The following is a 25,134-nucleotide window of genomic DNA, read 5'->3' on the forward strand; positions in this document are numbered from 1 at the left end:
GGCTGGGCCAAGCGTGCTGGACATTCTGCTCTGCTGACGGTGGCCCGCGCACCGATCGACGGCGCGCTGACTCATACTCATCGGCATGTCGCTGACCGGCGGGCGGGTGCACCGCGTCTACAGCGTCGTCGTGTTCATCGTGCTCGCCTCGCTGGACAACGTGGCGATCGGCCTGGTCCCGCCGCTGTACGGCAGCATCGCCGACACGTACGCCGTACCGGAGGGGGCGATCGGCGCGGTCACCGCCGCGACGTTCCTGGTCAGCGCGATCGCCGCGGTCGGCTGGGCGTACGTCGGCGACCACGGCGACCGTAAACCGCTGCTGATGGCCGGTACGGTGATCTGGGGGCTCGGCGCGGCCGGTACCGCCCTCGCCGGCAGCTACCCGGTGTTCTTCGCCGCGCAGCTCGTCGCCGCCGTCGGCCTCGGCGCGGTCGCCTCGGTCGGCTTCTCCGTGGTCAGCGACCTGATCACCCCCGGCCGGCGGGGCCTGGTGATGAGTTTCTGGGGGCTGTCGCAGGGCGTCGGCACGCTGGCCGGCACCCTGCTCGGCGGGCTGCTCGGGCACGCCGACTGGCGGCGGCCGTTCCTGGTGCTCGCCGCCGCCGGGCTGGTCGCCACGGTCGCGTACCTGTTCACCGTCGACGTGCGGCGCGGGCAGAGCCAGCCGGAGCTGGCCGGCCGGTTCGCCGCCGGTGGTGAGTACGAGCACCGGATCAGCCGGGCCGACCTGCCGACGATCGCCCGGCGGCGGACCAACGTCTGGCTGGTGGCGCAAGGGCTCACCGCCCAGGTGGCGTTCGGCTCGCTGGTCTGGCTGCCGGCGCTGTTCCGGGCCCGCGCCGAGGAGCAGGGCTACACCGCCGGTACGGCGATCATCGTCGGCAGCGTCTTCGCCACGTTGTTCCAACTCGGCGGCGCGCTGTCGATCGTCGGTGGGCTGGTCGGCGACCGGCTGCAACGGCGTACCCCCCGGGGTCGGGCCCTGGTCGCGGCGGTCGGCATCCTCGCCGCGGTGCCGTTCTACCTGGTGTTGTTCTTCGTCCCGATGCGCATCGACGTGCCGGACGGCGCGGGTGCCGGTGCGGTGACCGCCGCCGTGCTGGGCGGGGTGTTCACCGAGCCGACGATCGGGCTGAGCTTCCTCACCGCGCTGCTCGCCCTGGCGTTGACGTCGGCGAACTCGCCGAACTGGTTCGCGTTGATCGCCGACGTCAACCCGCCGGAGCACCGGGGCACCGTCTACAGCCTCGGCAACCTGGTCAACGGGGTGGGGCGGGCGACCGGCAACGCGTTGCTGCCGGTCGCCCTGCGGGCCGTCGGCGGTGTCGTCCCGCCGCCGTTGAACTACGCCGTCGGCCTGGCCGTGTTCCAGCTGTTCTTCATCCCGACCGGGATCATGTACTGGCTGGCGTCCCGGTCGGCGCCGGGCGACATCGCCGACGTGCACACCCTGCTCAGCGAACGCGCTGCCGGGCCCAGACGGTGACGTCGGTCGGCACCCGGCCGCTGCCGGTCAGCGGACCGCTGGCGATCAGCGGCTCGGTGCCCGGCGGCAGCGACACCGGCTCGACACCGAAGTTCGTCACCACGGTCACCTCGTCGACGCAGCAGGCGAGCACGTCCTCCGGCGACTCCAGCCACCGCAGCCGGCCGGCGCCGAGCCCCAGCTCGCGGCGCAGCCGCAGCGCCGTCCGGTACAGCTCGTAGGTCGACCCCGGCACGTCGTGCTGCCGGTCGAGGGCGTACTCGGCCCACACCGGTGGCTGCGGCAGCCAGCTGGCGTCGGTCGGCCCGAACCCGTACGACGGGCTGTCGGCCTCCCACGGGATCGGCACCCGGCAGCCGTCCCGACCCCGCTCGGTGTGGTCGGTGCGCCGCCAGGTCGGGTCCTGCCGGACCTCGTCCGGCAGCGTGGTGTGCTCCGGCAGACCCAGCTCCTCACCCTGGTAGAGGTAGGCCGAGCCGGGCAGCGCCAGCATCATCAGGGTGGCGGCGCGGGCCCGGCGCAGCCCCAGCGCGGTGTCCGGCTGCGGGTCGTTCGCGCCGATGCCGCGCGGCCGGGCCGCGCCGATCGGCAGCGCCAGCCGGGTGGCGTGGCGCAGCACGTCATGGTTGGACAACACCCAGGTGGTGGGCGCGCCGACGGCCTCGGTGGCGGCCAACGACCGTTCGATCACCGTACGCTGCGCCTCGGAGGTCCACGCCGCCTCCAGGTACTCGAAGTTGAACGCCTGGTGCATCTCGTCCGGCCGGACGTACGCGGCGAGCCGCTCCGCCGGCTGCACCCACGCCTCGGCGACCAGGATCTGCTGACCGGGGTGCGCGTCCAGCACCGACCGCCACTGCCGGTAGATCTCGTGTACGCCGTCCTGGTCCCACATCGGCGGCCGGGGCTGGTCGACGTGATTGCCGGAGGTGGTTTCCTCCGGGTAGTGCCAGTCGGCCAGGTCGGCCTGTTTGACCAGGCCGTGCGCCACGTCGACCCGGAAGCCGTCGACGCCCCGGTCCAGCCAGAACCGCAGGATGGCCACGAACTCGTCGCGGACCTGCGTCGAGTCCCAGTTGAGGTCGGGCTGGCCGGCGTCGAACAGGTGCAGATACCACTGGCCCGGCGTACCGTCCGGGTTGTCGGTCCTGGTCCAGGCCGGGCCGCCGAAGACGGACCGCCAGCTGTTCGGCGGCTGGTCCCCATGTGGGCCGCGGCCGTCGCGGAAGATGTACCGGTCCCGGGCCGGGCTGCCCGGCTCGGCGCCGAGCGCCTCGACGAACCAGGGGTGCGCCGACGACGTGTGATTCGGCACCAGGTCGACGATCACCCGCAGCCCCCGGTCGTGGGCCTCGGCGATCAGGCGGTCGGCGTCGGCCAGCCGGCCGAAGATCGGGTCGACGTCGCGGTAGTCGGCCACGTCGTAGCCGGCGTCGGCCTGCGGCGACGGGTAGAACGGTGACAGCCAGATCGCGTCGACGCCGAGGGCGACGAGGTCGTCCAGTCGGGCGACGACGCCGGGCAGGTCACCGATGCCGTCGCCGTCGGAGTCGGCGAACGACCGCGGGTAGATCTGGTAGATGACCGCCTCCCGCCACCATTCGGTGCCGGCACCGTCACGGGTACGGGTCGATGGCGTGTTCACCAGTGTGCTCCTCAGCTCAGCTCGGTTGGCGGGCTTCCCCGCTGCCAGGAACGCTCCTGTCAGCGGGTCGACCGGTGCCTCGTACGTGGGTCTACCAGGTCCGCCGGTGTGGTCACCCGGTTTCCCGGGGTGGCGGTCACCCCGTTTCCCTGGGTGGCGCGGTCGACTCGCGGACCACCAGCCGGGTGGGCAGGATCACCGCGTCGGTCGGCGCGGCGGCGGTGCCGGCAAGTGGGCCGGCTGCGAGCGGGCCGGGCAGCGTTCCGGCGGCCAGTGGGCCGAGCAGCGTGCCGGCGGCCAGTCGGCCCTGCTCGGCGGCGGGTTGGGCGACGGTGGTCAGCCCGACCACCCGGGCCACGTCGTGGTCGTCGATGCCGATCACGCTGACGTCGGCCGGCACCCGCAGTCCGGCCTGCCGCAGTACGGCGATGGCGCCGAGCGCCATCTCGTCGCAGGCGGCGAAGATCGCGGTCGGCACCGGGCCGCGGCGCAGCAGTTCGGTAGTGGCCAGCCCGCCGCCGGCGATGGTGAAGTCGCCCTCCACGTCCAGCGCCGGGTCCGGGGTGAGGCCGGCCGCGACCAGCGCCTCCCGGTAGCCGCGGCGACGGTCCAGGTGGGCGGTGAAGGCCAGTTCTTCGCCGGAGTTGCCGGAGATGTGGGCGATCCGCCGGTGCCCGAGCCCGATCAGGTGGCCGGTGGCGGTCCGGGCGGCGGCCACGTCGTCGATCCGGATGCTGGGCCAGCCGGGTACGCCGGTGCCGGAGCTGACCGTCACCCCCGGCATGCCCAACGCGGAGATGGCGGCGAAGTCGGACCGGTGCAGCGGGGTGGCGACCAGCATCAACGCGTCCACCCGGTGGCGCAGGCTGGCGGTGTGCAGCATCATCCGCTGCCGGGCGTTCTCCCGCCCGCCGAGGTTGTACAGCAGCAGGTCGTAGCCGGCTTCCTGCAGCGTGTTCTCGGCGGCTTCGACGACGGTGCTGAAGAACCAGCGGGTGATCCGGGGCACCACGACGGCGACGGCGCGGGTCTTGCCGCCGGCCAGCCGCGATGCGCTGGGCGAGGCGATGTACCCGAGTTGCGCGGCGGCGTCGAGGACCCGCAGCCGGGTCGCCTCGGTGACCGTCGGCAGGCCCCGCAGGGCCCGCGAGACGGTCGCGGTGGAGACCCCGGCCAGCCGGGCGACGTCGTCGATTCTGGTCATGGATCATCACCTCGCCATCCGCGCGGTCGCGGGCGGCGTCAGCCCTTGGTCAGCCCTTGACGCTGCCGGCCAGCAGCCCTCGGACGAAATACCGCTGCAGGGAGAGGAAGACGATCAACGGCACGATGATCGAGACGAAGGCACCGGACGTCAGGCGTTGCCACTGGTCACCTCGGGTGCCGGCGAGTTCGGCCAGCCGTACCGTCAGTGGCGCCACCCGACTCTCACCACCCGCGAAGATCAACGCGACGAGCAGGTCGTTCCAGACCCAGAGGAACTGGAAGATGCCGAACGCGGCCAGCGCCGGGGCGATCAGCGGCAGCACGATGGTCCGGAATATCTTCGGGTGGCTGGCCCCGTCGACCCGGGCCGCCTCCATCAGGTCCTTGGGCAGCTGCGACACGAAGTTGTGCAGCAGGAACACCCCCAGCGGCAGGGCGAAGCAGGTGTGCGCGAACCAGACCTGGACATAGCGTTCGTAGCTGTCCAGCCCCCAGGGTGGGGTGATGGTGACGCCGCCGATGGTGGTGCCCTGCGAGAAGAACCGCAGCAACGGCACCAGCGCCATCTGCAGCGGCACGATCTGAAGCGCGAAGATGCAGATGTAGATCAGGTCCCGGCCGCGGAAGTTGATCCAGGCCAGCGCATACGCGGCCAGTGCCGCGAAGGCCAGCGGGAACAGCACCGACGGGATGGTGATCACCAGTGAGTTGATGAAGTAGCTGGACAACTGCCCGGACGACGAGGACCGGCCGAACAGTACGTCCTGGTAGTTCTGCAGGGTGACCTGCGGGTTGGTGAAGAAGGTCCACCAACCGGTGGTCCGGATCTCCTCAGCCGGTCGGAACGAGGAGACGAACAGACCGAAGGTCGGAATGGTCCAGATCACCGCGATGACGATCGCGACGATCGTCGCCGTCGGGGTGTTGAGCCGCTTGCGGACCCGGCCGACCCGGGTACGGGGCCGTTCCTCCCCGCTGCTGGCCGGAGCGGCCACGGGGGGCGTGGTGGTGGTCACGGGTGTCACACCTCCCGCTGCTTGCGCAGGTTACGGATCTGGTAGATGACGATCGGGATGACCAGCACGAACAGGAACACCGCCAGGGCCGAGCCGTAGCCGTTCTGGCCGTAACGGAACGCCTGGTTGTACATCTCGTTGGCGATCACACCGGTGTCGTAGTTGCCGTTGGTCATCGTCCGGACGATGTCGAAGACCTTCAGGGTGGCGATCGAGATGGTCACCACCACGACGATCAGCGCCGGGCGGATGCTCGGCATGGTGACCCGCCAGAACATCTGCCAGGCGTTCACCCCGTCTAGGCGGGCGGCTTCGATGATGTCGGCCGGGATCGCCTTGATCGCGGCGGAGAGCACCACCATCGCGAACCCGGCCTGGATCCAGATCATCACCACGATCAGCAGCAGCGTGTTCAGCGGGGCGTTGAGCTGCAGCCAGCGCTGCGGCTCGAAGCCGAACAGGGTGACCAGGTAGTTGAGCAGGCCGTACTGCTCCTGTTCGCCGCCCCGGTACGCGTAGACGAACCGCCAGATGATGCTGGCGCCGACGAAGGAGATCGCCATCGGCATGAAGACCAGCGACTTGGCCAGCGCCTCGAACCGGGCCTTGTCCACCATGATCGCGTAGAGCAGGCCGATCGCGGTCGCCACCGTCGGCACCAGGATCACCCAGATCAGGGTGTTGGTCAGCACCTGGATGATCTCGTCCTGGGAGAACATCCAGCGGTAGTTCTCCAGGCCGACCCAGTTCTCGCTGCGTCCGTCCATGAACGACAGGACGGTGGTGCGCAGGGCCGGAATGACCAGCCCGATGCCGAGTAGCAGCAGGGCCGGCAGCAGAAAGAACAGGCCGAACAGGCCTTCGCCGCCGCGCCGGGGTCGGCCGATCGGCATCGATCCGCCACCACCGCCGGCGCTGGCCGCGATCAGCCGCTGCTCCCGTCGGCGGGCGAACCAGCTCGGCACCGCGTCGAGCAACAGCAGCATGCCGCCGACGATCACCACAAACGCGATCAGGCCGTACAGCAGCATCAACAGCTTCGGGTACTGCTCAGCGAAGTCGAAGTACATCCGCCCTCCCAACGGATCGTCGACCGGAGCCAGCTATGGCGCGGCCGGCCCACCCCCGGTGTGCTCGTGGGTGGGCCGGCCGCGTGGTGTCAGCTGGTCGGCCAGGAGCCTTCGATGTAGTCGAGGGTCTCGGCGGTGCTCTGGCCGCTGAGCCAGTCCACCATGCCGCGCCAGAAGGTGCCCGCGCCGACCGCGGCCGGCATCAGGTCCGAACCGTCGAAGCGGAACGTGGTGTTCTCGTCCTGCAGGATCTCCACGGAGAGCCGGTCGATCGGGTTCTCCACGTTGGCGATGTCCAGCCCGCTGTTGGCCGACACCCAGTTGCCGAGCGAGGCCCGGCTGTTGGCGTACTCCGGCGAGGCCAGGTAGGTCTGCACCGCCTGGACCTCGGGCCGGTCGGCGAAGGCCACGGTGAACTCGCCACCGCCGAGGACCGGCTGGCCGGCGCTCGGGTCGTTGGTCGGGAAGTAGAACGCGAAGACTTCGCCGTCCTCGGCCACCTCGGTGCCCTCCGGCCACTGGTTGGCGTAGAAGCTGGCCTGCCGGTGCAGCGCGCAGTCACCGTCGAGGATCGGGGTGCCGGCATCCTGGAACGAGGTCGCGGTGATGCTGTCCACGCCACCGAAGCCGCCGTTGACGTACTCCTCGTTCTTGAGGATCGAGCCGGCCTGGTCGACGGCCTCGGCGACCCGCGGGTCGTTGAACGGGATGTCGTGGGTGGTCCACTGGTCGTAGACCTCCGGCGTCTGGGTCCGGAGCATGATGTCCTCGATCCAGTCGGTGGCCGGCCAGCCGGTGGCGTCACCGGACTCGACCCCGACGCACCACGGCTTGGTGCCGGTGGTGGCGACCTCGTCGCTGAGCGCGATCAGCTCGTCCCAGGTCTCCGGCACGGTCCAGCCGTTGTCGGCGAACATGCTGGGCGAGTACCAGACGAAGGACTTGACGTTGGAGCCGAGCGGGGCGCCGTAGAAGGTGCCGTCGACCGTGCCGTACGCCAGCCAGTCCTCGCTGTAGTTGGCCTCGGCCATCGCCTTGGTCTCGTCGGAGGCGGCCTGCAGCTGGCCGGCCTCGGCGAACCGCCCGAGCAGGCCGGGCTGCGGGATGAAGGCGATGTCCGGCGGGTTGCCGCCGTCCACCCGCACCTGCAGCTGGGCTTCGAACTCGCCACTGCCCTCGTAGCGGATGTCGATGCCGGTGCAGTCGACGAACTCGCTCCAGGACTGCTCGAGCAGGTCCGCCTCGGCGTCACGGATCGAGGCGTAGATCGTCACCTCGGTGCCGTCGTTGCCCTGGTAGTCACTGTATGGGGCGCATTCCTCGGAATCCGGGTCCGCGCTGGTGCCGCTGTCGGAAACACACGCCGTCGAGGCGAGGGCCAGCCCGAGCACGCTGGCGAGCGCGAAGGCCTGGCGTGGTCTGGTGAAGACCGCCATGGAGCGTTCTCCCTTCCTAGCCGGCGGGCCCCGCGTCCCTGCGGTCTGGCTGCGCCGGTCGGTTGCTGTCTGGGCGTCTTCATATGTAAGCGCTTGCAATGGAAGCGCGTCCAGTCCTGACCAGCTACGAGCCAGTAACGATTCGGAAACCTTGACCCGCTACTCAGCTGTTGAGCTGCCAGATGGACAGGTTCAGCGCGGCGGCGAAGGTGACCCAGCCCCAGTACGGGACCATCAGCAGGGCGGCTGGTCGCCACACCCGCCAGAACAGCACCACGGTGCCACCGACGAGCAGCCAGAGGAGCACGATCTCAGCGAACGCCAGACCGTACCGGCCGGCGGCGAAGAACAGCGGTGTCCAGGCGGCGTTGAGCACCAGTTGGGCCAGCCAACTGGCGATCGCCAGGCCGACGCCGGCGCGCCGCCAGACGGTGAATCCGGCGACGGCGATCAGCACGTACAGGATGGTCCAAACCGGGCTGAACAGCCAGGACGGCGGTGCCCAGGACGGCTGGACCAGTTCGGCGTAACGGGAACCGGCGTCGCGGGCGGCGAACGCCCCGACCGCTGCGGCCGCCGCCACCAGGCCGAGGAACACCGGGAAACCCCACCACGAGCGCATCGCGACTCCAGGAACAGATCAGGCCGGGGCCGCCGGCGCCGGTCCACGGTGGGGAGGACCGGGCCGGTTCCGGCGGCCCCGGCAGGCTCGGGGTCGATGTGGTCAGGTCGATGTCGGTCGAAGGAGCCGGGGGTTCGCCCGGCACCGTCAAGCGAACAGGCTCACGCCGCCGGGACCGACGAGCAGCCCGACGACGATCAGTACGATGCCCCAGAGCAGTTGCCGACGGAACAGCGCGAGAACGCCGGCGACGACCAGGACGACTGCGAGAATCCAGAGAAGTAGCTCCATGGCCGCTGAATACCCTTGCGACCGGCGACGGAAACCTTCACCGGTCTGGTCAAGGGACCGACCCGGCGAGCGAATACACGCTGTACGCCTGTTTGATCACCGGATGGGCGACGTTACGGACCTGTACCCCTCCGGGTGTAGTGCCCCGCTCCGTGCCGAAATGGGCGTGACCGTGCACCGCCAGGTCGGTCGGTGCCGCGTCAATCGCCTCGGCCAGCAGGTAGGAGCCGAGGAACGGGTAGATCTCGGGCGGCTCGCCGGTGAGCGTCTCCGGCACCGGCGAATAGTGGGTCAACGCCACCCGTACATCGCAGTCCAGGTCGACCAGCGCCGCCCCTAGCCGGTCGGCGGCGTCCGCCGTGGTGGCGACGAACGCCTTCATCTCCGGCTCACCGAACCGGCTGGCGCACCGCCCGGCGAACCCGCCGCCGAACCCCTTGACCCCGGCCACCCCGAGCCGGCCGCCGGGGCAGTCCACCACCACGCCGTCGCCGTCAAGCACCGTGACCCCCGCGTCGTTGAGTATCCCGACCAGCTGCGGCACCTGGTCACAGTGGTGGTCGTGATTGCCCAGCACCGCCACCACCGGGACCGGCAGATCCCCGAACTCGTCGGCCACGCACCGCGCCTGCGACTCCGTTCCGTGGCGGGTCAGGTCGCCGGCCAGCAGTAGGACGTCGGCCCGGTCGCCGAGCTGCGCCAACGCCGGCCGGAACCGGCCCAGCACGTCGCTGTCCATGTGCACGTCTCCGACAGCCGCGACGCGGATCACGACAACTCCTCCGCCTCGGTGGGCGCGGTGGTCCGACTGACGACGATGTCGACGATCAGGCGTACGCCGGGAAAGCGCTCGGCCACCAGCCGGACGATCTCCGCCCGCCGGTGGGCGCTCTCGACCTCGCCGCACAGCGCCAGGCTGTGGTCCCGGCGGGAGACACCCACCCCCTGCTCGGCGATGTCGGCGTGCTCGCTGAGCATCCGCTGCACCGCCGCCTCGGTGTAGCCGTCCAGCCGGTCCGGCCCGGTCTGTCGCATCGACTGCCCCGATGTCCGGGTCATTGCCCCACCTCCTGGCTGTCGTCGGGTGCACGTCGGTGGCATACCCGTTCCCGGCCGGTTCGTGCGTGCGGGCGCGGCGCGGCGCGTGGCAGTGGGCGAGCGGGGTGACGACGTGCACGTGCTCGCTACCGTTGGGAAGGTGCTCGTCACAGTGACCCATGCGCCACCGTCACCACCATCACCGTCCCGGCCCGCGTCTCGCCCGCTGTCGCCCGTACAGTCCACGTCGTCAGCCGTGCCGCCATGCCCGCCACCGGACCCCGCAGGGAGCACAGTGGACGCCGATCCGGCCTGGTCGCCGCCGGACGGGCTGCGACGGATCGCGTTGGTGGGCATCGACGGGGTCGGCAAGACCACTCAGGCGCACCTGCTGGCCGAGGCGCTGACCGCCGCCGGCCGGCCCGCCCGGTACTGGCGCAACGCCGGCGGTCGACGCTGGCTCGACCGGTTCGCGGTCCGGATCGGCCGCCCGGATGCCCGGCGGATGGTCGGCCGTGGCGGGCTGATGTTCCTGGAGGCGTTGCTGCGCTGGCTCGCGATCGCCCGGTCGGTGCTCGGCTCGCGTCGAGTGATCGCGGTGATGGACCGGTACGCGGTATGCCAGTACGCCAGCATCCGCACCCACGGCGCCGGCCGCTGGGAACGGCTCGCCCGGCTGGCGTACCGGGTGTTTCCCCGACCGGACGTGACGTTCCTGCTCTGGCTGCCGCCCGCCGAAGCGGCCCGTCGGATCGACGCTCGGGGCACCGACCACGAGTCGCTGGAGTTCCTGGCGACCAGCGCGGCGGCCTACGGGTCGCTGCCGGAGGCCGCCGGGTTCGTGGTGATCGACGCCCGGGGCCCGGCCGCCCAGGTCGCTGCAAAGATCCGGCAGCGGCTGACCGACGGGCGGCTGACCGACGGGCGGCCGGCCGGCGCGTCGTGGTGGCCGGATCAGGACGATTCGCGCGCGTCGTGACCCGATCGTCGGTGCCTGCCCGGGCGGTGATGAACCGTGCAACCCGCTCGGGCCGTACTCCTGGCCAGGACCAACCGGCCGGCGGGCAGTGACGAGGATCGCAGGAGGGGTAGTGACGGGAATCGCTGCGCCTTGCCAGGTGTCGTGGTGTGCTGGAAGCCTGCCACACCCCGCCGACCTCAATGAATCGGGCCGTCGGCCGGCCCGACGCGGCGCGGCGATCGAGGAGCCTGGCAGGAAACGCCAATCCCGTTCACAGCAATTATTCAGGCAATCGTGTCAGCTTCGACTCACGAGACGGAATCCCTGACGCGTCTCATCTGTTGTGTAGGTGTCGGCGCCATACGGCGGGGCCTGCCACATCAGGTTCGCCGGATCGGAGGCAGACGTGACGGGGGAGAGGCTGATGGAGATGCGCATCGCAGGTGACAGGGCACGACGTGGGGTTAACGAGGGGACCGTGAGCAACGTGGAGAAGACGATGGCTTTGCGGACCGACGAGGTCGCCGAGGAGCGGGACCTCGTTGGCGTCTACCTGCATGAGATCTCCCGCACGCCGCTTCTCGACGCGGCCCGGGAAGTCGACCTCTCCAAGGCGATCGAGGCCGGCCTGTACGCGGAACACCTGCTGGAGCAGGGTGTGCCGCGGGCCGGGGTGAGCCGCGAGGAGTTGGAGCGGCTGGTCGTCGAGGGCGAGCGGGCGAAGGACCTGTTCATCCGGGCCAACCTGCGTCTGGTGGTGTCGATCGCCCGCCGCTACGTCCGGTCCGGGATGCCGATGCTGGACCTGATCCAGGAGGGCAACACCGGTCTGGTCCGCGCGGTGGAGAAGTTCGACTACGAGCGTGGTTTCAAGTTCTCCACCTACGCGACCTGGTGGATCCGGCAGGCCATCAGCCGGGCGATCGCCCAGCAGGAGCGGACCGTACGGCTTCCGGTGCACCTTGTCGAGGACGTCAACCGGATGCGCAACGTCGCCCGCCAGTTGACCCGCGAGCTCGGTTCGGACCCCGAGCCGGAGCAGATCGCCGCCTCGCTCGGCGTGCCGGTCGAACGGGTGCACGAGCTGGTGCGGTGGTCGCAGGACACGGTGTCGTTGGACACCCCGGTCGGCGACGACGGCGACACCAACCTGGGCGACCTGGTGGCCGACAGCGACGCCCCGTCGCCGGAGGACATCGTGCTGACCGGGCTGGAGCGGCAGCGGATCGAGGGTCTGCTCAACCACCTGGACGACCGGTCCGCCGGCATCATGCGGGCCCGGTACGGCCTGGAGGACGGGCGGGAGCACTCGCTGACCGAGGTCGCGTCGCGCTTCTCGCTGTCCCGGGAGCGCATCCGTCAGCTGGAGATCCAGGCACTGGGCCGGCTGCGGGAGCTGGCCCGGGCAGAAGGGCTGCAGGCCGCCTGACGAACTGACCGCAGGCGACCTGACCCGCCGACGAACCGACAGACTACCGACGAACTGCCGACGGCCCGGCATCCGCGCTAGCGGATGCCGGGCCGTCGGCAGTTCGTCGGGGCGAGCGACCGGGTCAGCGGACCCGGCCGTAGCCGTACGGTGGCATCATGTCCACGCTGGCCAGCTCGACGGTGCGGCCGAAGGTGGGAGCGTGGATCACCTGTCCACCGCCGACGTACAGGCCGACGTGGGCGAGACCGTTGTAGAACACCAGGTCACCGGGCTGCAGTGCGCCACGGTTGATCTTCGCGACCACGTCCCACTGCATCGCCGCGTTGTGCGGCAGGCTCTTGCCGGCGGTACGCCAGGCGGCGAGCGTCAGGCCTGAGCAGTCGTAGCCGTTCGGGCCGCTGGCGGCCCAGACGTACGGCTTGCCGATGGCTCCGTAGGCGAACTCGACGACCGAGCCGGCGGCACCGGACACCGACGGTACGGTCCCGGTGTACGACGAGCCGGTCTCGCTCGCGGCACCGTACGCCCGTTCCCGCTTGTCCATCAGCTCGTCGATGTCCGCTTCGATGCTCTTCTTGCGGTCGGCGAGCTCCTTGACCTGGGCGTCCTGCTTCTTCAGGGCTGCCTGCAGCTTCTCCTGCTCGGCCAGGTAGGTCAGTTGGGTGCTGGTGAACTCGCTGAGCCGCTGCTGCCGGTCCCGGGCCAGGTGGTCCAGGGTGCCGAGCCGGTGGATGAAGCTGCCGGAGGTGCCGTCGAGCAGGGCGGTCGCGGTGCTCAACCCGCCGGTCTTGTACGCGTTGACCGCGATCTGACCGACCTCGGTCTGCGCTGCCGCGAGTTCGGCCTGCAGCGGGCCGAGCTTGGCGTCGATGTCCTCGGCCGCCGTCCGGGTGGCCTTGGCCTCCTCCCTGAGCCGGTTGTACGACTCGACGACCTTGGCCAGCTCTTCGGATTCCTTGTCGATCTGCTGCGTGAGTTCGCTGACCGTCGGCTGGGCGGTCGCGGCGGTCGCCGGTACCACCAGGCCGAGGCTTACGCCGGTCAGCATCAGGGTGCGCAGCAGAATCCGCGCTGTTGACAAGAACGCAGAACCCTTCTTCCTGGCCGCCTACCGGGTTAGCTGACGGATTCGGGCGGGAAGTTCGCCCTACCGCGGTGGACCGCGGATTCACCCCAGGTGCCGGTGGGTCCCCGGATCGCGACCGTGGAATCACTGGCTGTAACGCCAGGTAATCTCGCTACGGCGATTCGGCGGCACTGGACCGGCATCACCGCTTCCCGGTGACTGGCGACCGGACCAGCCGGTCCAACTTAGCCGCAAGGGTTGCGACCCGGAAAGTGCTGCGATCGTGATCCGCGGCATGGAACTGACTGGGGCCCGGTGACAGTTACTGGATGTGACGGCTGGCTGCTCTGGGCAACATCTCCCTGCCTTCGTGTAATCGGTCGACTGCGGTGCGTCGTCATTGGCGGGCGGTTGATCAACTGCGAATAATGCGTCATTAGTCGGTCTACGCGGTTGTTGTCATTGTGCTATACGGATAAATGGGGATGGAAGGTCTGATTCGTCATCCAGGAAGCGGCCTGCCGTACGTCATTCTGCTAGGTGGCAGAATGACTACCTTCCATCGAGTAGCTTGCTGTTTGCACAATGGACCCGCAAGGTCAGCGCCGCACGAGCCCTTCGGAGGCAGCTATGCGTGCTACTCGCCAGACCCCACCCCGACGCGGTTCCCCGGTACCCGCCCCGTCCGGCCCCAGTGTCGGACGGGCCTTCTACCGGCAGCCCGGTATCTGCGTGACCGGTGAATGGTTCGTCGTGGCCGGCCGGCGGTTCGCCGTCCGCGACCTCACCGAACTCCGGACCGCACGAGGTGCCCGCGACCGTCTCACCGGCCGGGTGATCGTGGTGACCGCCGTGACCCTGACGGCGGTCGCGGTGACCGTCGGCTACACCCGCGGGTTGGATGAGGTCAGCGCGGGTGCCTACCTCGCCATGCTGGCGGCTGCGTTCGTGCCGGTGGCGGTCGCCTGGCTCGGCGACCGGTTGCGGCCGCGGGCGTACGAACTATGGGGCCGCCACCAGGGACTGCTGGTGCTGCTGTTCAGCACCGACGACGAACGCCAGTACGGCCAGGTGAGCCGGGCGTTGATGCGGGCCCGGGAGATGTCCCGGCTGGCCGGTCTGTCCGAGCCGGTCACCATCGAGCCGTGGATGCCCGACCAGCGGTGAGCGGGCCCGGCCGCCGTGGCGGTCGTCGGCGGGCTGGTCAACGTCGGTCAGCCCGCATCCGGCCCGTCCAGTCGACGGGCGAGGTCGTGCAGCATCGCCACCGAGTCGGCCGGCGACAGGGATTCCGCCCGTAGCCGGTCGAACACATGCTGGTACGGCCGGACCTCGTCGGCCCGGTCGATGACCTCCTCGACCAGAGCGCTCTCCACGTACACCACATCGGCGTCGGCCTGGTCGGCGAAGTGCAGGATGACGAACGGACCGAGCACCGTGTTGCTCCCGGCGGTGAACGGCAGCACCCGGACCGTGATGTGGGGCGCCGCGGACATCTTCGCCACGTGCTGGAGCTGCTCGCGCAGCACCCGCGGGCCGCCGGTCATCCGGCGCAGCGCCGCCTCGTCGATGATCACCTCGATCTGCGGCGGGTCCGCGCCGAACAGCACCTCGTGCTGGCGGGCCAGTCGGATCTGCACCCGTCCTTCGATCTCGGCTGCCGGTACGTGGTGCGGGCCGTCGGCCGGGATCACCGCGCGGGCGTACTCCTCGGTCTGCAGCAGGCCGGGGAAGCTGATCGGCTGGAAGTAGCGCAGTGCCGACGCCTCCGCCTCCAGACCGATGTAGGCCGCGTAGGCGGCCGGCACCCGGTCCTTGTATCCGCTCCACCAGGCGCGCCGTCGTGCCGCCCGGGCCAACTCGACGAGATCCTGCACCTGCTGCTGGTCGCGTACGCCGTACAGGTCCAGCAGGGCCTTGACGTCGTTGGTCGAGATGCTGACCGACCCCGACTCGATCCGGATCAGCTTCGACAGCGACCAGTCCATTTGAGCGGCGACGTAGTCCTGGGTCAGCGCGGCGGCCTCGCGTGCCCGGCGTAGCGCCGCACGCAGCCGGCGACGCCCGATGGTCGGGCCCTGGTGTCGGGCAGACATGGGAAACGCTCCGGGGGAGTGCCTAGCAGTGTGCTACCTGGCTGGTTGCCACCCTGTTGCACGCTACACCGCCGCCGTCAGGTCTGCTAAGGACGGCCGGCCCCTCCGCATGGTCCGGACGGCGGTTCCGCCGGCTTTCCCGGTGTCGCCCAGTCGCGTCAGCAAGATCGAGAACTGGTACAGTCCGCCCGATTGCCTGCGTGCTCTGATGGCAAATTTACTGATTTATCCTTATTAAGGAGTCTGGGTGACTGTGACCAGCACTGCCGGTCCGGCGTGGCGTAAGAGTCGCCGCTGCGAGGCGACGACCTGCGTTGAGGTAGCCGAGATCGGCCCGGCGGTCGGGGTGCGCAACTCCACCGACCCCGGAGTGCACCTGGAATTCTCGGCCGCTGCCTGGTCGGCATTCGTCGCCGGGCTGTCCGGTGCACCGACCAGCTCCGGCGGCCACACCACGGGTTGATCCGACGCCGCACATGGCTCGGTACCACGGCCGCCGGCAACGTCGGCCGTACGCCCCGGCCGGGTCGGCCCGACCGGTGCCGGCCCGGCCCGGGGCGCTGTCAGCCGGCCACCGCCCGCCCGGTGTCAGCCGGAGAACACCTTGTCCGGCTCGGTACGCGGTTGCCCGCCCGCCCAACGGACGACCACCCGCTCGGCGTAGAACGACACGAACGGCACCGTCCCGGCCAGCATGATCGCCAGGATCCGGCCGAGTGACCAGTTGGCCCGTCGGGCCAGGTCGAACGCGGCGACCAGATAGACCATGTAGAGGAACCCGTGCGCCGGCCCGACCGTCTCGACCACGATGGCCTGGTCGAACAGGTACTTCAACGGCATGCCGACCACCATCAGCAGGATCAGCACCACGCCGACCACGTACGCGATCAGTCGGTACCGGGTGAGTGCGCCTGACACTGTCGTCCGTCCTTCTCTCTTCCGGTCAGCCCGGGTAGTCGCCAGCCCTGGCGTGCGGGTTCGCGTTCAGCCAGGCCAGGTAGTCGTTGTAGGCGGCCAGGTCCGGATCCTCCAGGCCGGGAGCAACGGTCGCGCCGGCGGTGGACCGGACCCGTACCGGTCGGCCGAACGCCTCGTCCCGGTGCCCGCTCCGCCGCGGTGCCCGGCTGTGCGGTGCCCGGCTGTGCGGTGCCCGGCTGTGCGGTGCCCGGCTGTGCGGCGACGGCGACCCGTCGTTCGAGCCGGGTGCGGCCCGGCGGGCCTGGCGCACCTCGCGGACCCAGATGAACACCACGAACGCCGCGAAAACCGGCCATTCCACCGCGTACGCCCAGCTCAGCGTGTTACCGGCGGCGGCCCGGCTGATCTGCCACCAGCCGAGCGCGAGGAAGCCCGTCACCAGCGCCACCGCCACCAGGTGCCGCAGGATCCACGCCGGGGTCCACAGCTGCCGCATGCAGGGAAGCGTACCGGCCGGCCGTCGGCTTCTCCGACGAGCCGTCGTAGTCAGGTGCGTGACCGCCGGCAAGCCGGGTGCCCGGTGTTTGCCGCCGGCCAGCAGGGGAACCCTACGACGGTAATGCCTCGTCGACTCCCCGGAGGCCGGAGATGACGGATTCAGCGCGGTACGGCAGTTACTCCCCGGCAGCGGCCGGTCGGCCATTCGAACCCCGGCCGGACCATCCGCCCGGTGCCGACCGGCCCTGGTCGGCACCGGGCGGACCGGGTGCCCAGACCTGGGTCGACACGATCGACGAAACCGGGATCGACCCGGTGGAGCTGGCCGACGACGAACTGCTCCGTGAGATCGGCAGCCTGCACCGGACCCGGCTGGACACGCTGCGGCACGGTACCGACGCGGCGCTGGCCAACCACCTGCACCGCACCGCCGACCTGGAGACCGAGTACCTCACCCGGCACCCGGGCCGCGAGGTCGAGGCCGCACGGTTGCGGCACGGGAGGTGAGTCGTGCCCGCGTACGCCGAACGCGGTGTCTCCGCGCCCCCTGAGGTGGCGTTCGGCACCGCGACCGACCCCGACCGCCGGGCCGCCTGGCTTCCGGGGCCGCTGCGTCAGGCGTCGGCGGAACCCGCCCACGGCGACCACCTGCAGGCCCGGTGGTCTACGGCGGGCGGCCCGTGGGCTGCCGTGGTGCAGGTGTACCCGGTGCAGGCGGGTGGTGCCATGCTCCACCTGGAGCTGGATTGCGACCTGCCGCACGAGCAGCTGACCCGGCTCGCCGACGAGACGTTGACCAGCCTGGTCCGGGCGGTCACCGACAACCTGAACGCCGGTTGACGACCGGTCGTCAACGACCGGTCGTCAACGCCGGATGGCCGCCGGGGTGGATTTTCAGTCGGCGGTGAACCCGGGCTTCTCCATCCCGGACCAGCCGCGAGGCGTCTCCGGCTCCCGGTCCCGGTCGGTGCCTTCGATGATGTCGTGGGAGACCGCCGTGTCGTCGTGCTCGCCGGCGAAGTCCGGGTCGTCCTCGGGCGGCTGGCCGTCCGGGGTCTGGCCGAGGGCGGCGGCTGGTCGGTTCTGGTGTTCGTCCATCAGTGATCAGGCGCCTTCCGTGGAGGAATGCAGGACCTCTTCCGCCTCGTCCTGGGCGTATTCGCCTTCTGGCAGGGCGTTGATCCTGGTCAGCAGGTGAGCGGGTAGCTCAGCGGCGACCGCCCGACGGGCGATCTCGGCGCGGCTCACCCGTTCCTTGCCGAGGTAGATGTCGTCGAGCAGCGCGTACAGCTCGGCACGGGACGTCTCATCGGTCACCCTCGCCTGCTACCCCGCACGCGGCACGGCAAACAACGGTCCACGCACCGAGCCGGATCGCCGGTTTCATCCTGGCGACCGTCGGCGTTCCGCCCTCCCGGTCCGATCCGGGCACCTACGCTCGGGCCAGGAGGTGGACTCATGATCGGCACCATCTTGTGGGCGCTCGTCGCCGGCGCGATCATCGGCGCTCTGGGACGTCTGCTGCTACCCGGGCGGCAGAACATCTCGGTCTGGCTGACCATCGGCGTCGGAATCGCCGCCGCCCTGCTCGGCGGTGTGATCGCCGCCTGGCTGGGTATCGGCGAGACCGCCGGGATCGACTGGCTGCGGCACGCGATCCAGGTCGCGCTGGCGGTGTTCTTCGTCTGGATCGCCGCCCGGGTGACCGGCCACCGGCCGACCGACGCCCCACGTCGAGCCACCCGCTGACCTTCGCCCCCTGCCGATCCCGGAGCCGGCCGTCGCGCCGGCTCCGGGCATGGTCACCAGCGAGCGCTGTCGGCTACCGCTGCGCGGCGGCCAGCGCCGCCCGGCGGTCCCCGACCGCCGTCGCCAGCCGCCCCAGGACCTGGGCGGTCTGGTCCCAACCCAGGCAGGCGTCGGTGATCGACTGTCCGTGCACCAGTTCCCTGGTCGGGTCAAGATCCTGCCGGCCGGCCACCAGGAACGACTCCAGCATCACCCCGACGACGCCCCGTTGCCCGGCGCCGAGTTGCCCGGCGACGTCCTCGACGACCAACGGCTGCCGGCGGTGGTCCTTGCCGCTGTTGCCGTGGCTGGCGTCGATGATCAGCCGCTGCGGCAGTCCGGCGGCCCGCAGCAGGTCCAGCGCGGCAGTCACCGACGCGGCGTCGTAGTTGGGCTCACCGGCACCGCCGCGTAACACCAGGTGACAGTCGGCGTTGCCGCGGGTGTGCAGGATCGCCGGCGTCCCGGACATGTCGATGCCGGGGAAGACGTGCGGCACGGCGGCGGCCCGGATGGCGTCCACTGCGGTGGCGACGCTGCCGTCCGGGCGGTTCTTCATGCCGATCGGCATGGACAGCCCGGAGGAGAGCTGCCGGTGCACCTGGCTCTCCACGGTGCGGGCGCCGATCGCTCCCCAGGCCACTGCGTCGGCGATGTACTGCGGGGTGATCGGATCGAGGAACTCGCAGCCCACCGGCAGCCCGGCCCGCAGCACCTCGAGCAGCAGCGAACGGGCGATCCGCAGCCCGGAGTTGACGTCCCCGGATCCGTCCAGGCCCGGGTCGTTGATCAGACCCTTCCAGCCGACCGTGGAACGGGGCTTCTCGAAGTACACCCGCATCACGATCAACAGGTCGTCGGCGTGCCGTTGCGCGGCGTCGGCAAGTAGGTGCGCGTACTCCAGGGCGGCGGCCGGGTCGTGCACCGAACACGGGCCGACCACGACCAGCAGCCGGTCGTCGTGTCCGTCGAGCACGCCGGCGACGGCTCGTCGGCCGTCCAGCACCCGCGCGCTGAGCTGGTCGTCGAGGGGCAGCTCGTGGTGCAGCAGGGCCGGAGTGGTGAGCGGGACGACCCGGTCGATGCGCTGATCGGCGACGCGGCCGATGGAGGTGCTCATGTGGTGCCTTTCCTTCCGCCAGCCTCCCTGGGGAGCCGGCGCCCCCAGCCGAGCCGGCTGCTCGTTGGCATACGAAAGGGCAGGGGCTCGATGCCCGCTGCCCTTGGCCGGCTCTGGTGGGGTGACGTCAGGTCAAGGCTGAGCCACCGGCACCAGGGCCGGCTGCCTAAACCATCGATACGTGCGCGTCACGACCCACACTGTACCGGATCGGCCGCTGAGCGGCACCCCTGCCGGACGGCACCACCGGACTTCGGCCGGTCCTCGCCACCCGTTAACCCCGGTCGACATCCGTGGCCACCAGCGCCATCTAGCTTCATCGATTGCCACAAGTATCGATGGAGGTCGAGATGGATCGTCGTAGCGTACTGCGTGCCACGGTGGTCGGCGCTGGTGCCGCCGCCTTCTCCGGCAGTCTCTGGACCGGCGCCTTCGCCGCACCGGCGCAACCCGGCGCCAGCCCGTACGGGCCACTCGGCAGTCCCGACGCCAACGGCATCGCGCTACCCGCCGGCTTCACCAGCCGGGTCGTGGCCAGGTCGCGCCAGCGGGTCGGCGACACCTCGTACGTCTGGCACGACGCACCGGACGGTGGTGCCTGCTTCACCGCCGGGACCGGCTGGGTGTACGTCTCCAACTCGGAGATCTCCCGTACCGGCGGTGCCTCGGCGATCCGGTTCGACTCCACCGGCGACGTGGTCTCGGCGTACCGGATCCTGGCGAACACCAACCGCAACTGCGCCGGTGGCGCCATGCCCTGGGGCACCTGGCTCTCCTGCGAGGAGGTGGCCCGCGGGTACGTCTACGAGACGTACCCGCTCGGCGGCACCGGCGCGGTGCGGCGCCCGGCGATGGGCCGGTTCTGTCACGAGGCCGCCGCCGCCGATCCGGTCCGCGGCGTGATCTACCTGACCGAGGACGAGAGCAACGGCTGCTTCTACCGGTTCCGGCCGGACACCTGGGGCGACCTGTCCACCGGCACCCTCGAGGTGCTGGTGGCCGGCAGCGGTACCAGCGGGCCGGTCAGTTGGGCCCGGGTGCCGGACCCGGACGGCGGCCCGATCGCCACCCGCTTCCAGGTATCCGGCGCGAAACGGTTCAACGGCGGGGAAGGATGCCACTACGCCGACGGCGTCTGCTGGTTCACCACCAAGGGCGACAACCGGGTCTGGGCGTACGACGCGGTCGCCCAGCGGATCGACCTGGCCTACGACGACTCGCTGATCTCCGGCACCCCGCCGCTGACCGGCGTCGACAACATCGTCGGTACGCCGGGCGGTGACCTGTACGTCGCCGAGGACGGCGGCAACATGGAGATCTGCCTGATCACCCCGGACGAGCGGATCGCGCCGTTTCTGCGGATCAGCGGCCAGTCGTCGTCGGAAATCTGCGGTCCGGCGTTCTCCCCTGACGGCGGCCGGCTGTACTTCTCGTCGCAGCGCGGCACCTCGGGTGCGTCCTCCGGCGGCATCACCTACGAGGTACGCGGCCCGTTCCGCTCCTGACCTACGCGGCGGCGGAATGCATGACTCGGCCGTCGCCCGGGTAGTCACTCGGTCCATGAACACTGACACCGACGACGACCCGTTCACCGGCTCACCACCACCGGGCGCCGCCACCACGGGTCAGGCGGAAGCCGAAGCGGAGCGGATCGAATCGCGCGCCGGCCACCTGCTGCCGGAGGAGGAGGCGGCCGGCAGCGACGACCCGGTGCGTCAGGCCGCCGCCATCCTGGACGACTCCGACCGGCGCGAGCAGCCGCGTCCGCAGCCGGGCAGCGAGCCGCCCGGCTGACCCCGACGGCACCCGGCCGGCCCGGTGCGTCCGGCCGGGCCCCCGATCGGATAACGTCGGGCGCATGTCGCCCAACGGGTACCCCTGGCCGATCGAGACCACCCGGCTGGACAACGGCCTACGGGTCGTCGTCAGCCCTGACCCCAGCGCACCGGTGGTCGCGGTCAATCTCTGGTACGACGTGGGTTCGCGTCACGAGCCCGCCGGCCGGACCGGATTCGCCCACCTCTTCGAACACCTGATGTTCGAGGGATCGGTCAACGTCGCCAAGACCGAGCACATGAAGCTGGTGCAGGGCGCGGGTGGCTCGCTCAACGCCACCACCAACCCGGACCGGACCAACTACTTCGAGACCGTCCCCGCCGAGCACCTGGCCCTCGCACTCTGGCTGGAAGCCGACCGGATGGGCGGCCTGGTGCCGGCGCTGACCCAGGAGACGTTGGACAACCAGCGCGAGGTGGTCAAGAACGAGCGGCGGCAGCGCTACGACAACGTGCCGTACGGCGACGCCTGGCTGCGGCTGCTGCCCCTGCTCTACCCGCCGGGGCACCCGTACCACCACGCCACGATCGGCTCGATGGACGACCTGAACGCCGCCGACCTGGCCACCTTCCAGGCGTTCCACGAGATGTACTACGCGCCGAACAACGCGGTGCTGACCGTGGTCGGCGACACCGACGCCGACGAGGTGTTCAGCCTGGCCGACAAGTACTTCGGCGGGATCGCCGCGCGGCCCGACATCCCACCGGCGCCGGACGGGCGTACGCCGGCACCGCTGGCCGGCCCGGTCACCGAGACGGTCACCACCGACGTGCCGGCAGCCCGGCACTACTTCACCTACCGCACCCATCCGTTCGGGACCTCGGCCTACGACGCGGCGACCGTGCTCGGCACAGTGCTGGGCAGTGGCCGGGGCAGCCGGCTCTACCAACGGCTGGCCGACGGTGCCCGGATCGCGCAGCCCGACTACCTGGGCGCGTACGGCGTCGACCTGGCGCACGCGCCGGCGCCGCTGATCATCACCGCGACCGCCCAGCCGACGGTGACCGCCGAGCGGCTCGCCGACGGCCTGTCCGAGGTGCTCGACGAGGTGGCCCGCGACGGCGTCACCGAGGCTGAGGTCGACCGGGCCAAGGCGCTGCTCACCACCGGTTGGTGGCGTCAGGTCGCCAGCTTCGAGGGCCGGGCCGACACCCTCGGCCGCTACGCCACCCAGTTCGGCGACCCGGCCCGCGCCGGGGAGCGGCTGCCGGGCTGGCTGGCGGTCACCGCCGAGGCGGTCAACGACGAGGCCGCACACCTGTTGCGGCCGGACAACCGGGTCCAGCTCAGCTACCTGCCGGAGGGCGACCAGTGACGATCATCGCGCAGCGTCCCGGACCGGGCGCCGCCCGGCCGTACCGTTTCCCGGACGTGGTCCGGCGCAGCGTGGCCGGTGGCGAGATCGTCGCCGCCCACCTGCCCGGCCACCGACTGGCGGTGGCGACCCTGCTGCTGGACGCCGGTGCCAGCCGGGAACCGGTCGGCCGGGAAGGGCTGGCCGGAGTTCTCGCCAAGGCACTCGAAGAGGGCACCGAGACCCGGGACTCGGCCGCGTACGCCCTGGTCCTGGAAAGTCTCGGCACCGAGTTGTCGATCTCCGTCGACTGGGACTCGTTCCGGGTGGGCGTGCAGGTCAGCACCGACCGGCTCGGCGCGGCCGTCGAGCTGCTCACCGAGGCGGTCCGGACCCCCCGGCTGGATCCGTCCGATGTCGAGCGGGTCCGCGACGACGAGGCGACCGCGCTGCGGATGTACTGGGCCAACCCGGGGCCGCGGGCGGAAGCCGCGCTGCGCGCCGACCTGTTCGGTGCCGACCAGCGGCACGGCCGGCCGATGAGCGGCGACCCCGAATCGGTGGCGGCGGTGACCGTGGCGGACGTCGTCGACTTCCACAGTGCGTGGTTCACCCGGCCCGGCACCCTGCTGGTCGCCGGCGATCTGGACCTGATCGACCTGGACGCGCTCGGCGTGGCCGCCTTCGCCGGGGCGACCGGCTCGCCGTCACAGCCCGGACCACCGTTGCCGGTCACCTTGCGGGACCATCGGCGGATCATCCTGGTCGACCGGCCGGGCGCGGTGCAGTCCACGTTGCGGCTCGGCCACCCGGCACCGCACCGGGCCCACCCCGACTACGTGCCGATGACCCTGGCCAGCACCGTCCTCGGTGGAGCCTTCACGTCGCGGCTCAACCACCTGATCCGTGAGGTACGCGGCTACACGTACGGCATCAGGTCGGACTTCGGGATGTCCCGCCGGTTCGGGCGCTTCGCGGTCAGCTCCAGTGTGCAGACCGGGGTCACCGCGCCCGCCCTGATCGACTCGGTCGGTGAGGTGTCCCGTACCCAGGCCGACGGGGTGACCGAGGGGGAGCTGGCGGTGGCCCGGTCGTGGCGGGCCGGTCAGCTCTCGGTCGAGCTGCAGACCCCGCCGGCCATCGCCAGCGCACTGGGGACCCTGGTCGTGCACGGGCTGCCCGACGACTACCACGCCCGGCTGCGCGACGAGCTGCTGTCGGCGACGGTCGAGCAGGTCTCCGCCGCCGCCGCCACCCACCTGCAGGCCGAAGGGCTGACCCTGGTGGTCGAGGGTGACGCGGCGAAGATCCGCGACGAACTGACCGCCTCCGGCCTGGGGGAGCTGCACGACGCCGACTGATCCGCACCGGGCCAGGGGTGTCGTCGCCGGGCCCGGGGTGTCGGGCTCAGCGGCGTTGCAGCAGGCGCAGGGTGCGGAGCGGGTGCGGTCCGCTGGAACCCTACGCGCCGCTGCGGTTCGATCCGCCCCGTCAGGGCCGCCAGGTCCGCGTCGCCTGTCTGGTATGTCCGGTTAGGCGGTTAACGTGTTGGCTTCCCTGCGGTAGTGTCCTACGGTTGCCGGATGATCACTCCTGCGCAGCGCGACGGAGCCGTGACTGTCACGGCTCCGATCGTCGTGCGCACCTTCGCGCCGAGTGCCGTCGCGCCGGGCGTCCTCGTGTCCGGCGTCGCTGGTCGGCCGGGCCTGCCGCGCCCTACCGGCCGGGCGCCTCCGGAGCGCCGTCGCACCATCACGACGACGGCCACCAGGGGCGAAGCGGATCAGCTTCGGCCCTTTTCTGTTGTGAGGAGACCCGATGAGCACCGAACTGCACGGCACCCGCGGCACCGAATGGATCGAACAGGTACGGGTGCAACTGGCCGACCAGTTGGACACGCACCGGGCCCAGCTGACCGAGCTCACCGCCGACACCGGCGACCCGGGTGAAGCGCACACCCGGGCCGCGCTGGTCGTCGCCGCCCGGCGCGGCTACGACCAGACCGTCGAGGCGTTGAACCGGATCGCCGAGGGTCGTTACGGCCGCTGCGACCGGTGCGGCGGCGAAATTCTCCGGGAACGGCTGGAGATTCTGCCGCACGCCCGGTACTGCGTGCCCTGCACGCGCTGACCGCCGCCTTGCCCGCCTACCGCCTCGCGGTCGGTAGGCGGGCAAATACATTCGAACCCACGGCGGTGTGTCGTCCGTTGTACCCGGGTGTCCGCAATGTGCCGCAGAGAGGCGAGCGCTGATGCCCCAGCTCCACACGTCGGTGATGATCCGCTACGCGACCTACACCGACACCCCGCAAG

General features: G+C 70.7%; 29 protein-coding genes and 1 riboswitch. Of the genes, 13 read left to right on the forward strand and 16 right to left on the reverse strand.

Going from position 1 to position 25,134, the window contains the following annotated elements; all coding sequences use genetic code 11:
• The first annotated feature begins 85 nt into the window (after positions 1-85).
• The gene (locus O7610_RS30370) at positions 86-1,489 is read left to right on the forward strand and encodes an MFS transporter (RefSeq protein WP_289212405.1); all 1,404 of its coding nucleotides are present in this window, start codon (positions 86-88) and stop codon (positions 1,487-1,489) included.
• On the opposite strand, the gene O7610_RS30375 is transcribed toward O7610_RS30370, so the two are convergent.
• The 9 genes from O7610_RS30375 to O7610_RS30415 form a co-directional block, all read right to left on the reverse strand.
• Positions 1,458-3,134, reverse strand: coding sequence for a glycoside hydrolase family 13 protein (locus tag O7610_RS30375; protein WP_289212406.1), 1,677 nt, complete (start codon positions 3,132-3,134; stop codon positions 1,458-1,460). The two genes, O7610_RS30370 and O7610_RS30375, sit on opposite strands and share 32 nt — an antisense overlap.
• A 136-nt stretch (positions 3,135-3,270) precedes the next feature.
• Entirely contained in the window at positions 3,271-4,338 is a 1,068-nt protein-coding gene (locus O7610_RS30380) for a LacI family DNA-binding transcriptional regulator (protein WP_289212407.1), read from the reverse strand.
• Positions 4,339-4,387: 49 nt separating this feature from the next.
• Positions 4,388-5,356: a carbohydrate ABC transporter permease gene (locus O7610_RS30385; protein ID WP_281553732.1), complete on the reverse strand. Its 969-nt coding sequence runs from the start codon at positions 5,354-5,356 to the stop codon at positions 4,388-4,390.
• Positions 5,357-5,361: 5 nt separating this feature from the next.
• Positions 5,362-6,426: a carbohydrate ABC transporter permease gene (locus O7610_RS30390; RefSeq protein WP_289212408.1), complete on the reverse strand. Its 1,065-nt coding sequence runs from the start codon at positions 6,424-6,426 to the stop codon at positions 5,362-5,364.
• An 89-nt stretch (positions 6,427-6,515) separates the two neighbouring features.
• Positions 6,516-7,862, reverse strand: coding sequence for an ABC transporter substrate-binding protein (locus O7610_RS30395; RefSeq protein ID WP_289212409.1), 1,347 nt, complete (start codon positions 7,860-7,862; stop codon positions 6,516-6,518).
• A 163-nt stretch (positions 7,863-8,025) separates the two neighbouring features.
• Entirely contained in the window at positions 8,026-8,484 is a 459-nt protein-coding gene (locus O7610_RS30400) for a TspO/MBR family protein (RefSeq protein ID WP_289212410.1), read from the reverse strand.
• Positions 8,485-8,631: 147 nt separating this feature from the next.
• Positions 8,632-8,775 carry a GPGG-motif small membrane protein gene (locus O7610_RS30405; protein ID WP_199757467.1) on the reverse strand — a complete coding sequence of 48 codons (144 nt, stop codon included), beginning with the start codon at positions 8,773-8,775 and terminating at the stop codon, positions 8,632-8,634.
• Between the two features lie 49 nt (positions 8,776-8,824).
• Positions 8,825-9,514, reverse strand: a complete 690-nt coding sequence (locus O7610_RS30410) for a metallophosphoesterase family protein (RefSeq protein WP_281555481.1) — start codon at positions 9,512-9,514, stop codon at positions 8,825-8,827.
• A 29-nt stretch (positions 9,515-9,543) separates the two neighbouring features.
• A complete protein-coding gene (locus O7610_RS30415) occupies positions 9,544-9,834 on the reverse strand; it encodes a hypothetical protein (RefSeq protein ID WP_475053662.1) in 291 nt (96 codons plus the stop codon).
• 274 nt (positions 9,835-10,108) lie between these two features.
• Between O7610_RS30415 and O7610_RS30420 the strand changes: the two genes are divergently transcribed.
• Together O7610_RS30420 and O7610_RS30425 are read left to right on the forward strand one after the other, a co-directional pair.
• Positions 10,109-10,792, forward strand: coding sequence for a dTMP kinase (locus tag O7610_RS30420; RefSeq protein ID WP_281553736.1), 684 nt, complete (start codon positions 10,109-10,111; stop codon positions 10,790-10,792).
• A 418-nt stretch (positions 10,793-11,210) separates the two neighbouring features.
• Positions 11,211-12,203, forward strand: coding sequence for a sigma-70 family RNA polymerase sigma factor (locus tag O7610_RS30425; protein ID WP_416553775.1), 993 nt, complete (start codon positions 11,211-11,213; stop codon positions 12,201-12,203).
• A gap of 124 nt (positions 12,204-12,327) precedes the next feature.
• Here the strand turns inward: O7610_RS30425 and O7610_RS30430 are convergent, their stop codons facing one another.
• Positions 12,328-13,287, reverse strand: coding sequence for a C40 family peptidase (locus tag O7610_RS30430; RefSeq protein WP_475054839.1), 960 nt, complete (start codon positions 13,285-13,287; stop codon positions 12,328-12,330).
• A 10-nt stretch (positions 13,288-13,297) separates the two neighbouring features.
• Positions 13,298-13,435: riboswitch (cyclic di-AMP (ydaO/yuaA leader) on the reverse strand.
• Between the two features lie 569 nt (positions 13,436-14,004).
• Here O7610_RS30430 and O7610_RS30435 point away from each other — a divergent pair.
• A complete protein-coding gene (locus O7610_RS30435) occupies positions 14,005-14,439 on the forward strand; it encodes a DUF6232 family protein (protein WP_289212411.1) in 435 nt (144 codons plus the stop codon).
• Positions 14,440-14,486: 47 nt separating this feature from the next.
• Here O7610_RS30435 and O7610_RS30440 read toward each other — a convergent pair whose 3' ends face one another.
• A complete protein-coding gene (locus tag O7610_RS30440) occupies positions 14,487-15,368 on the reverse strand; it encodes a helix-turn-helix domain-containing protein (RefSeq protein ID WP_281553738.1) in 882 nt (293 codons plus the stop codon).
• Between the two features lie 247 nt (positions 15,369-15,615).
• On the opposite strand from O7610_RS30440, the gene O7610_RS30445 reads away from it, so the two are divergent.
• Positions 15,616-15,831 carry a DUF397 domain-containing protein gene (locus tag O7610_RS30445; RefSeq protein WP_281553739.1) on the forward strand — a complete coding sequence of 72 codons (216 nt, stop codon included), beginning with the start codon at positions 15,616-15,618 and terminating at the stop codon, positions 15,829-15,831.
• A gap of 125 nt (positions 15,832-15,956) precedes the next feature.
• Here O7610_RS30445 and O7610_RS30450 read toward each other — a convergent pair whose 3' ends face one another.
• Together O7610_RS30450 and O7610_RS30455 are read right to left on the reverse strand one after the other, a co-directional pair.
• On the reverse strand, positions 15,957-16,286 hold the full coding sequence (locus O7610_RS30450) for a DUF3817 domain-containing protein (RefSeq protein WP_281553740.1): 330 nt from the start codon (positions 16,284-16,286) through the stop codon (positions 15,957-15,959).
• Positions 16,287-16,311: 25 nt separating this feature from the next.
• A complete protein-coding gene (locus O7610_RS30455; RefSeq protein ID WP_289212412.1) occupies positions 16,312-16,782 on the reverse strand; it encodes a hypothetical protein in 471 nt (156 codons plus the stop codon).
• A 152-nt stretch (positions 16,783-16,934) separates the two neighbouring features.
• Here O7610_RS30455 and O7610_RS30820 point away from each other — a divergent pair, with 152 nt between their 5' ends.
• Positions 16,935-17,291: a DUF6158 family protein gene (locus O7610_RS30820; RefSeq protein ID WP_348650100.1), complete on the forward strand. Its 357-nt coding sequence runs from the start codon at positions 16,935-16,937 to the stop codon at positions 17,289-17,291.
• A gap of 3 nt (positions 17,292-17,294) precedes the next feature.
• Positions 17,295-17,624 (forward strand): SRPBCC family protein, encoded by a 330-nt coding sequence (locus O7610_RS30465; protein ID WP_281553742.1) that lies wholly within the window; start codon positions 17,295-17,297, stop codon positions 17,622-17,624.
• A 54-nt stretch (positions 17,625-17,678) separates the two neighbouring features.
• Here the strand turns inward: O7610_RS30465 and O7610_RS30470 are convergent, their stop codons facing one another.
• The gene (locus tag O7610_RS30470; RefSeq protein ID WP_123600344.1) at positions 17,679-17,882 is read right to left on the reverse strand and encodes a hypothetical protein; all 204 of its coding nucleotides are present in this window, start codon (positions 17,880-17,882) and stop codon (positions 17,679-17,681) included.
• Positions 17,883-17,888: 6 nt separating this feature from the next.
• Positions 17,889-18,101, reverse strand: a complete 213-nt coding sequence (locus tag O7610_RS30475) for a hypothetical protein (protein WP_278167595.1) — start codon at positions 18,099-18,101, stop codon at positions 17,889-17,891.
• Between the two features lie 141 nt (positions 18,102-18,242).
• On the opposite strand from O7610_RS30475, the gene O7610_RS30480 reads away from it, so the two are divergent.
• On the forward strand, positions 18,243-18,533 hold the full coding sequence (locus tag O7610_RS30480; RefSeq protein ID WP_289212413.1) for a GlsB/YeaQ/YmgE family stress response membrane protein: 291 nt from the start codon (positions 18,243-18,245) through the stop codon (positions 18,531-18,533).
• Positions 18,534-18,606: 73 nt separating this feature from the next.
• On the opposite strand, the gene O7610_RS30485 is transcribed toward O7610_RS30480, so the two are convergent.
• A complete protein-coding gene (locus O7610_RS30485; RefSeq protein ID WP_281553744.1) occupies positions 18,607-19,692 on the reverse strand; it encodes a 3-deoxy-7-phosphoheptulonate synthase in 1,086 nt (361 codons plus the stop codon).
• A 350-nt stretch (positions 19,693-20,042) separates the two neighbouring features.
• Here O7610_RS30485 and O7610_RS30490 point away from each other — a divergent pair, with 350 nt between their 5' ends.
• The 5 genes from O7610_RS30490 to O7610_RS30510 all read left to right on the forward strand — a co-directional run bounded on the left by O7610_RS30490 (position 20,043) and on the right by O7610_RS30510 (position 24,952).
• Complete coding sequence (locus tag O7610_RS30490; protein WP_281553745.1) at positions 20,043-21,197, forward strand: alkaline phosphatase PhoX; 1,155 nt, start codon at positions 20,043-20,045, stop codon at positions 21,195-21,197.
• Between the two features lie 55 nt (positions 21,198-21,252).
• The gene (locus tag O7610_RS30495; protein WP_281553746.1) at positions 21,253-21,486 is read left to right on the forward strand and encodes a hypothetical protein; all 234 of its coding nucleotides are present in this window, start codon (positions 21,253-21,255) and stop codon (positions 21,484-21,486) included.
• Between the two features lie 64 nt (positions 21,487-21,550).
• Positions 21,551-22,843, forward strand: coding sequence for a M16 family metallopeptidase (locus tag O7610_RS30500; protein WP_281553747.1), 1,293 nt, complete (start codon positions 21,551-21,553; stop codon positions 22,841-22,843).
• The gene (locus O7610_RS30505) at positions 22,840-24,183 is read left to right on the forward strand and encodes a M16 family metallopeptidase (protein ID WP_281553748.1); all 1,344 of its coding nucleotides are present in this window, start codon (positions 22,840-22,842) and stop codon (positions 24,181-24,183) included. The genes O7610_RS30500 and O7610_RS30505 overlap by 4 nt, the downstream gene beginning before the upstream one ends.
• Positions 24,184-24,640: 457 nt before the next feature.
• Positions 24,641-24,952 carry a TraR/DksA family transcriptional regulator gene (locus O7610_RS30510; RefSeq protein ID WP_281553749.1) on the forward strand — a complete coding sequence of 104 codons (312 nt, stop codon included), beginning with the start codon at positions 24,641-24,643 and terminating at the stop codon, positions 24,950-24,952.
• The last annotated feature ends 182 nt before the right edge of the window (positions 24,953-25,134 follow it).

Origin of the sequence: Solwaraspora sp. WMMA2065, assembly GCF_030345075.1 — a bacterium.
GTDB lineage: Bacteria > Actinomycetota > Actinomycetes > Mycobacteriales > Micromonosporaceae > Micromonospora_E.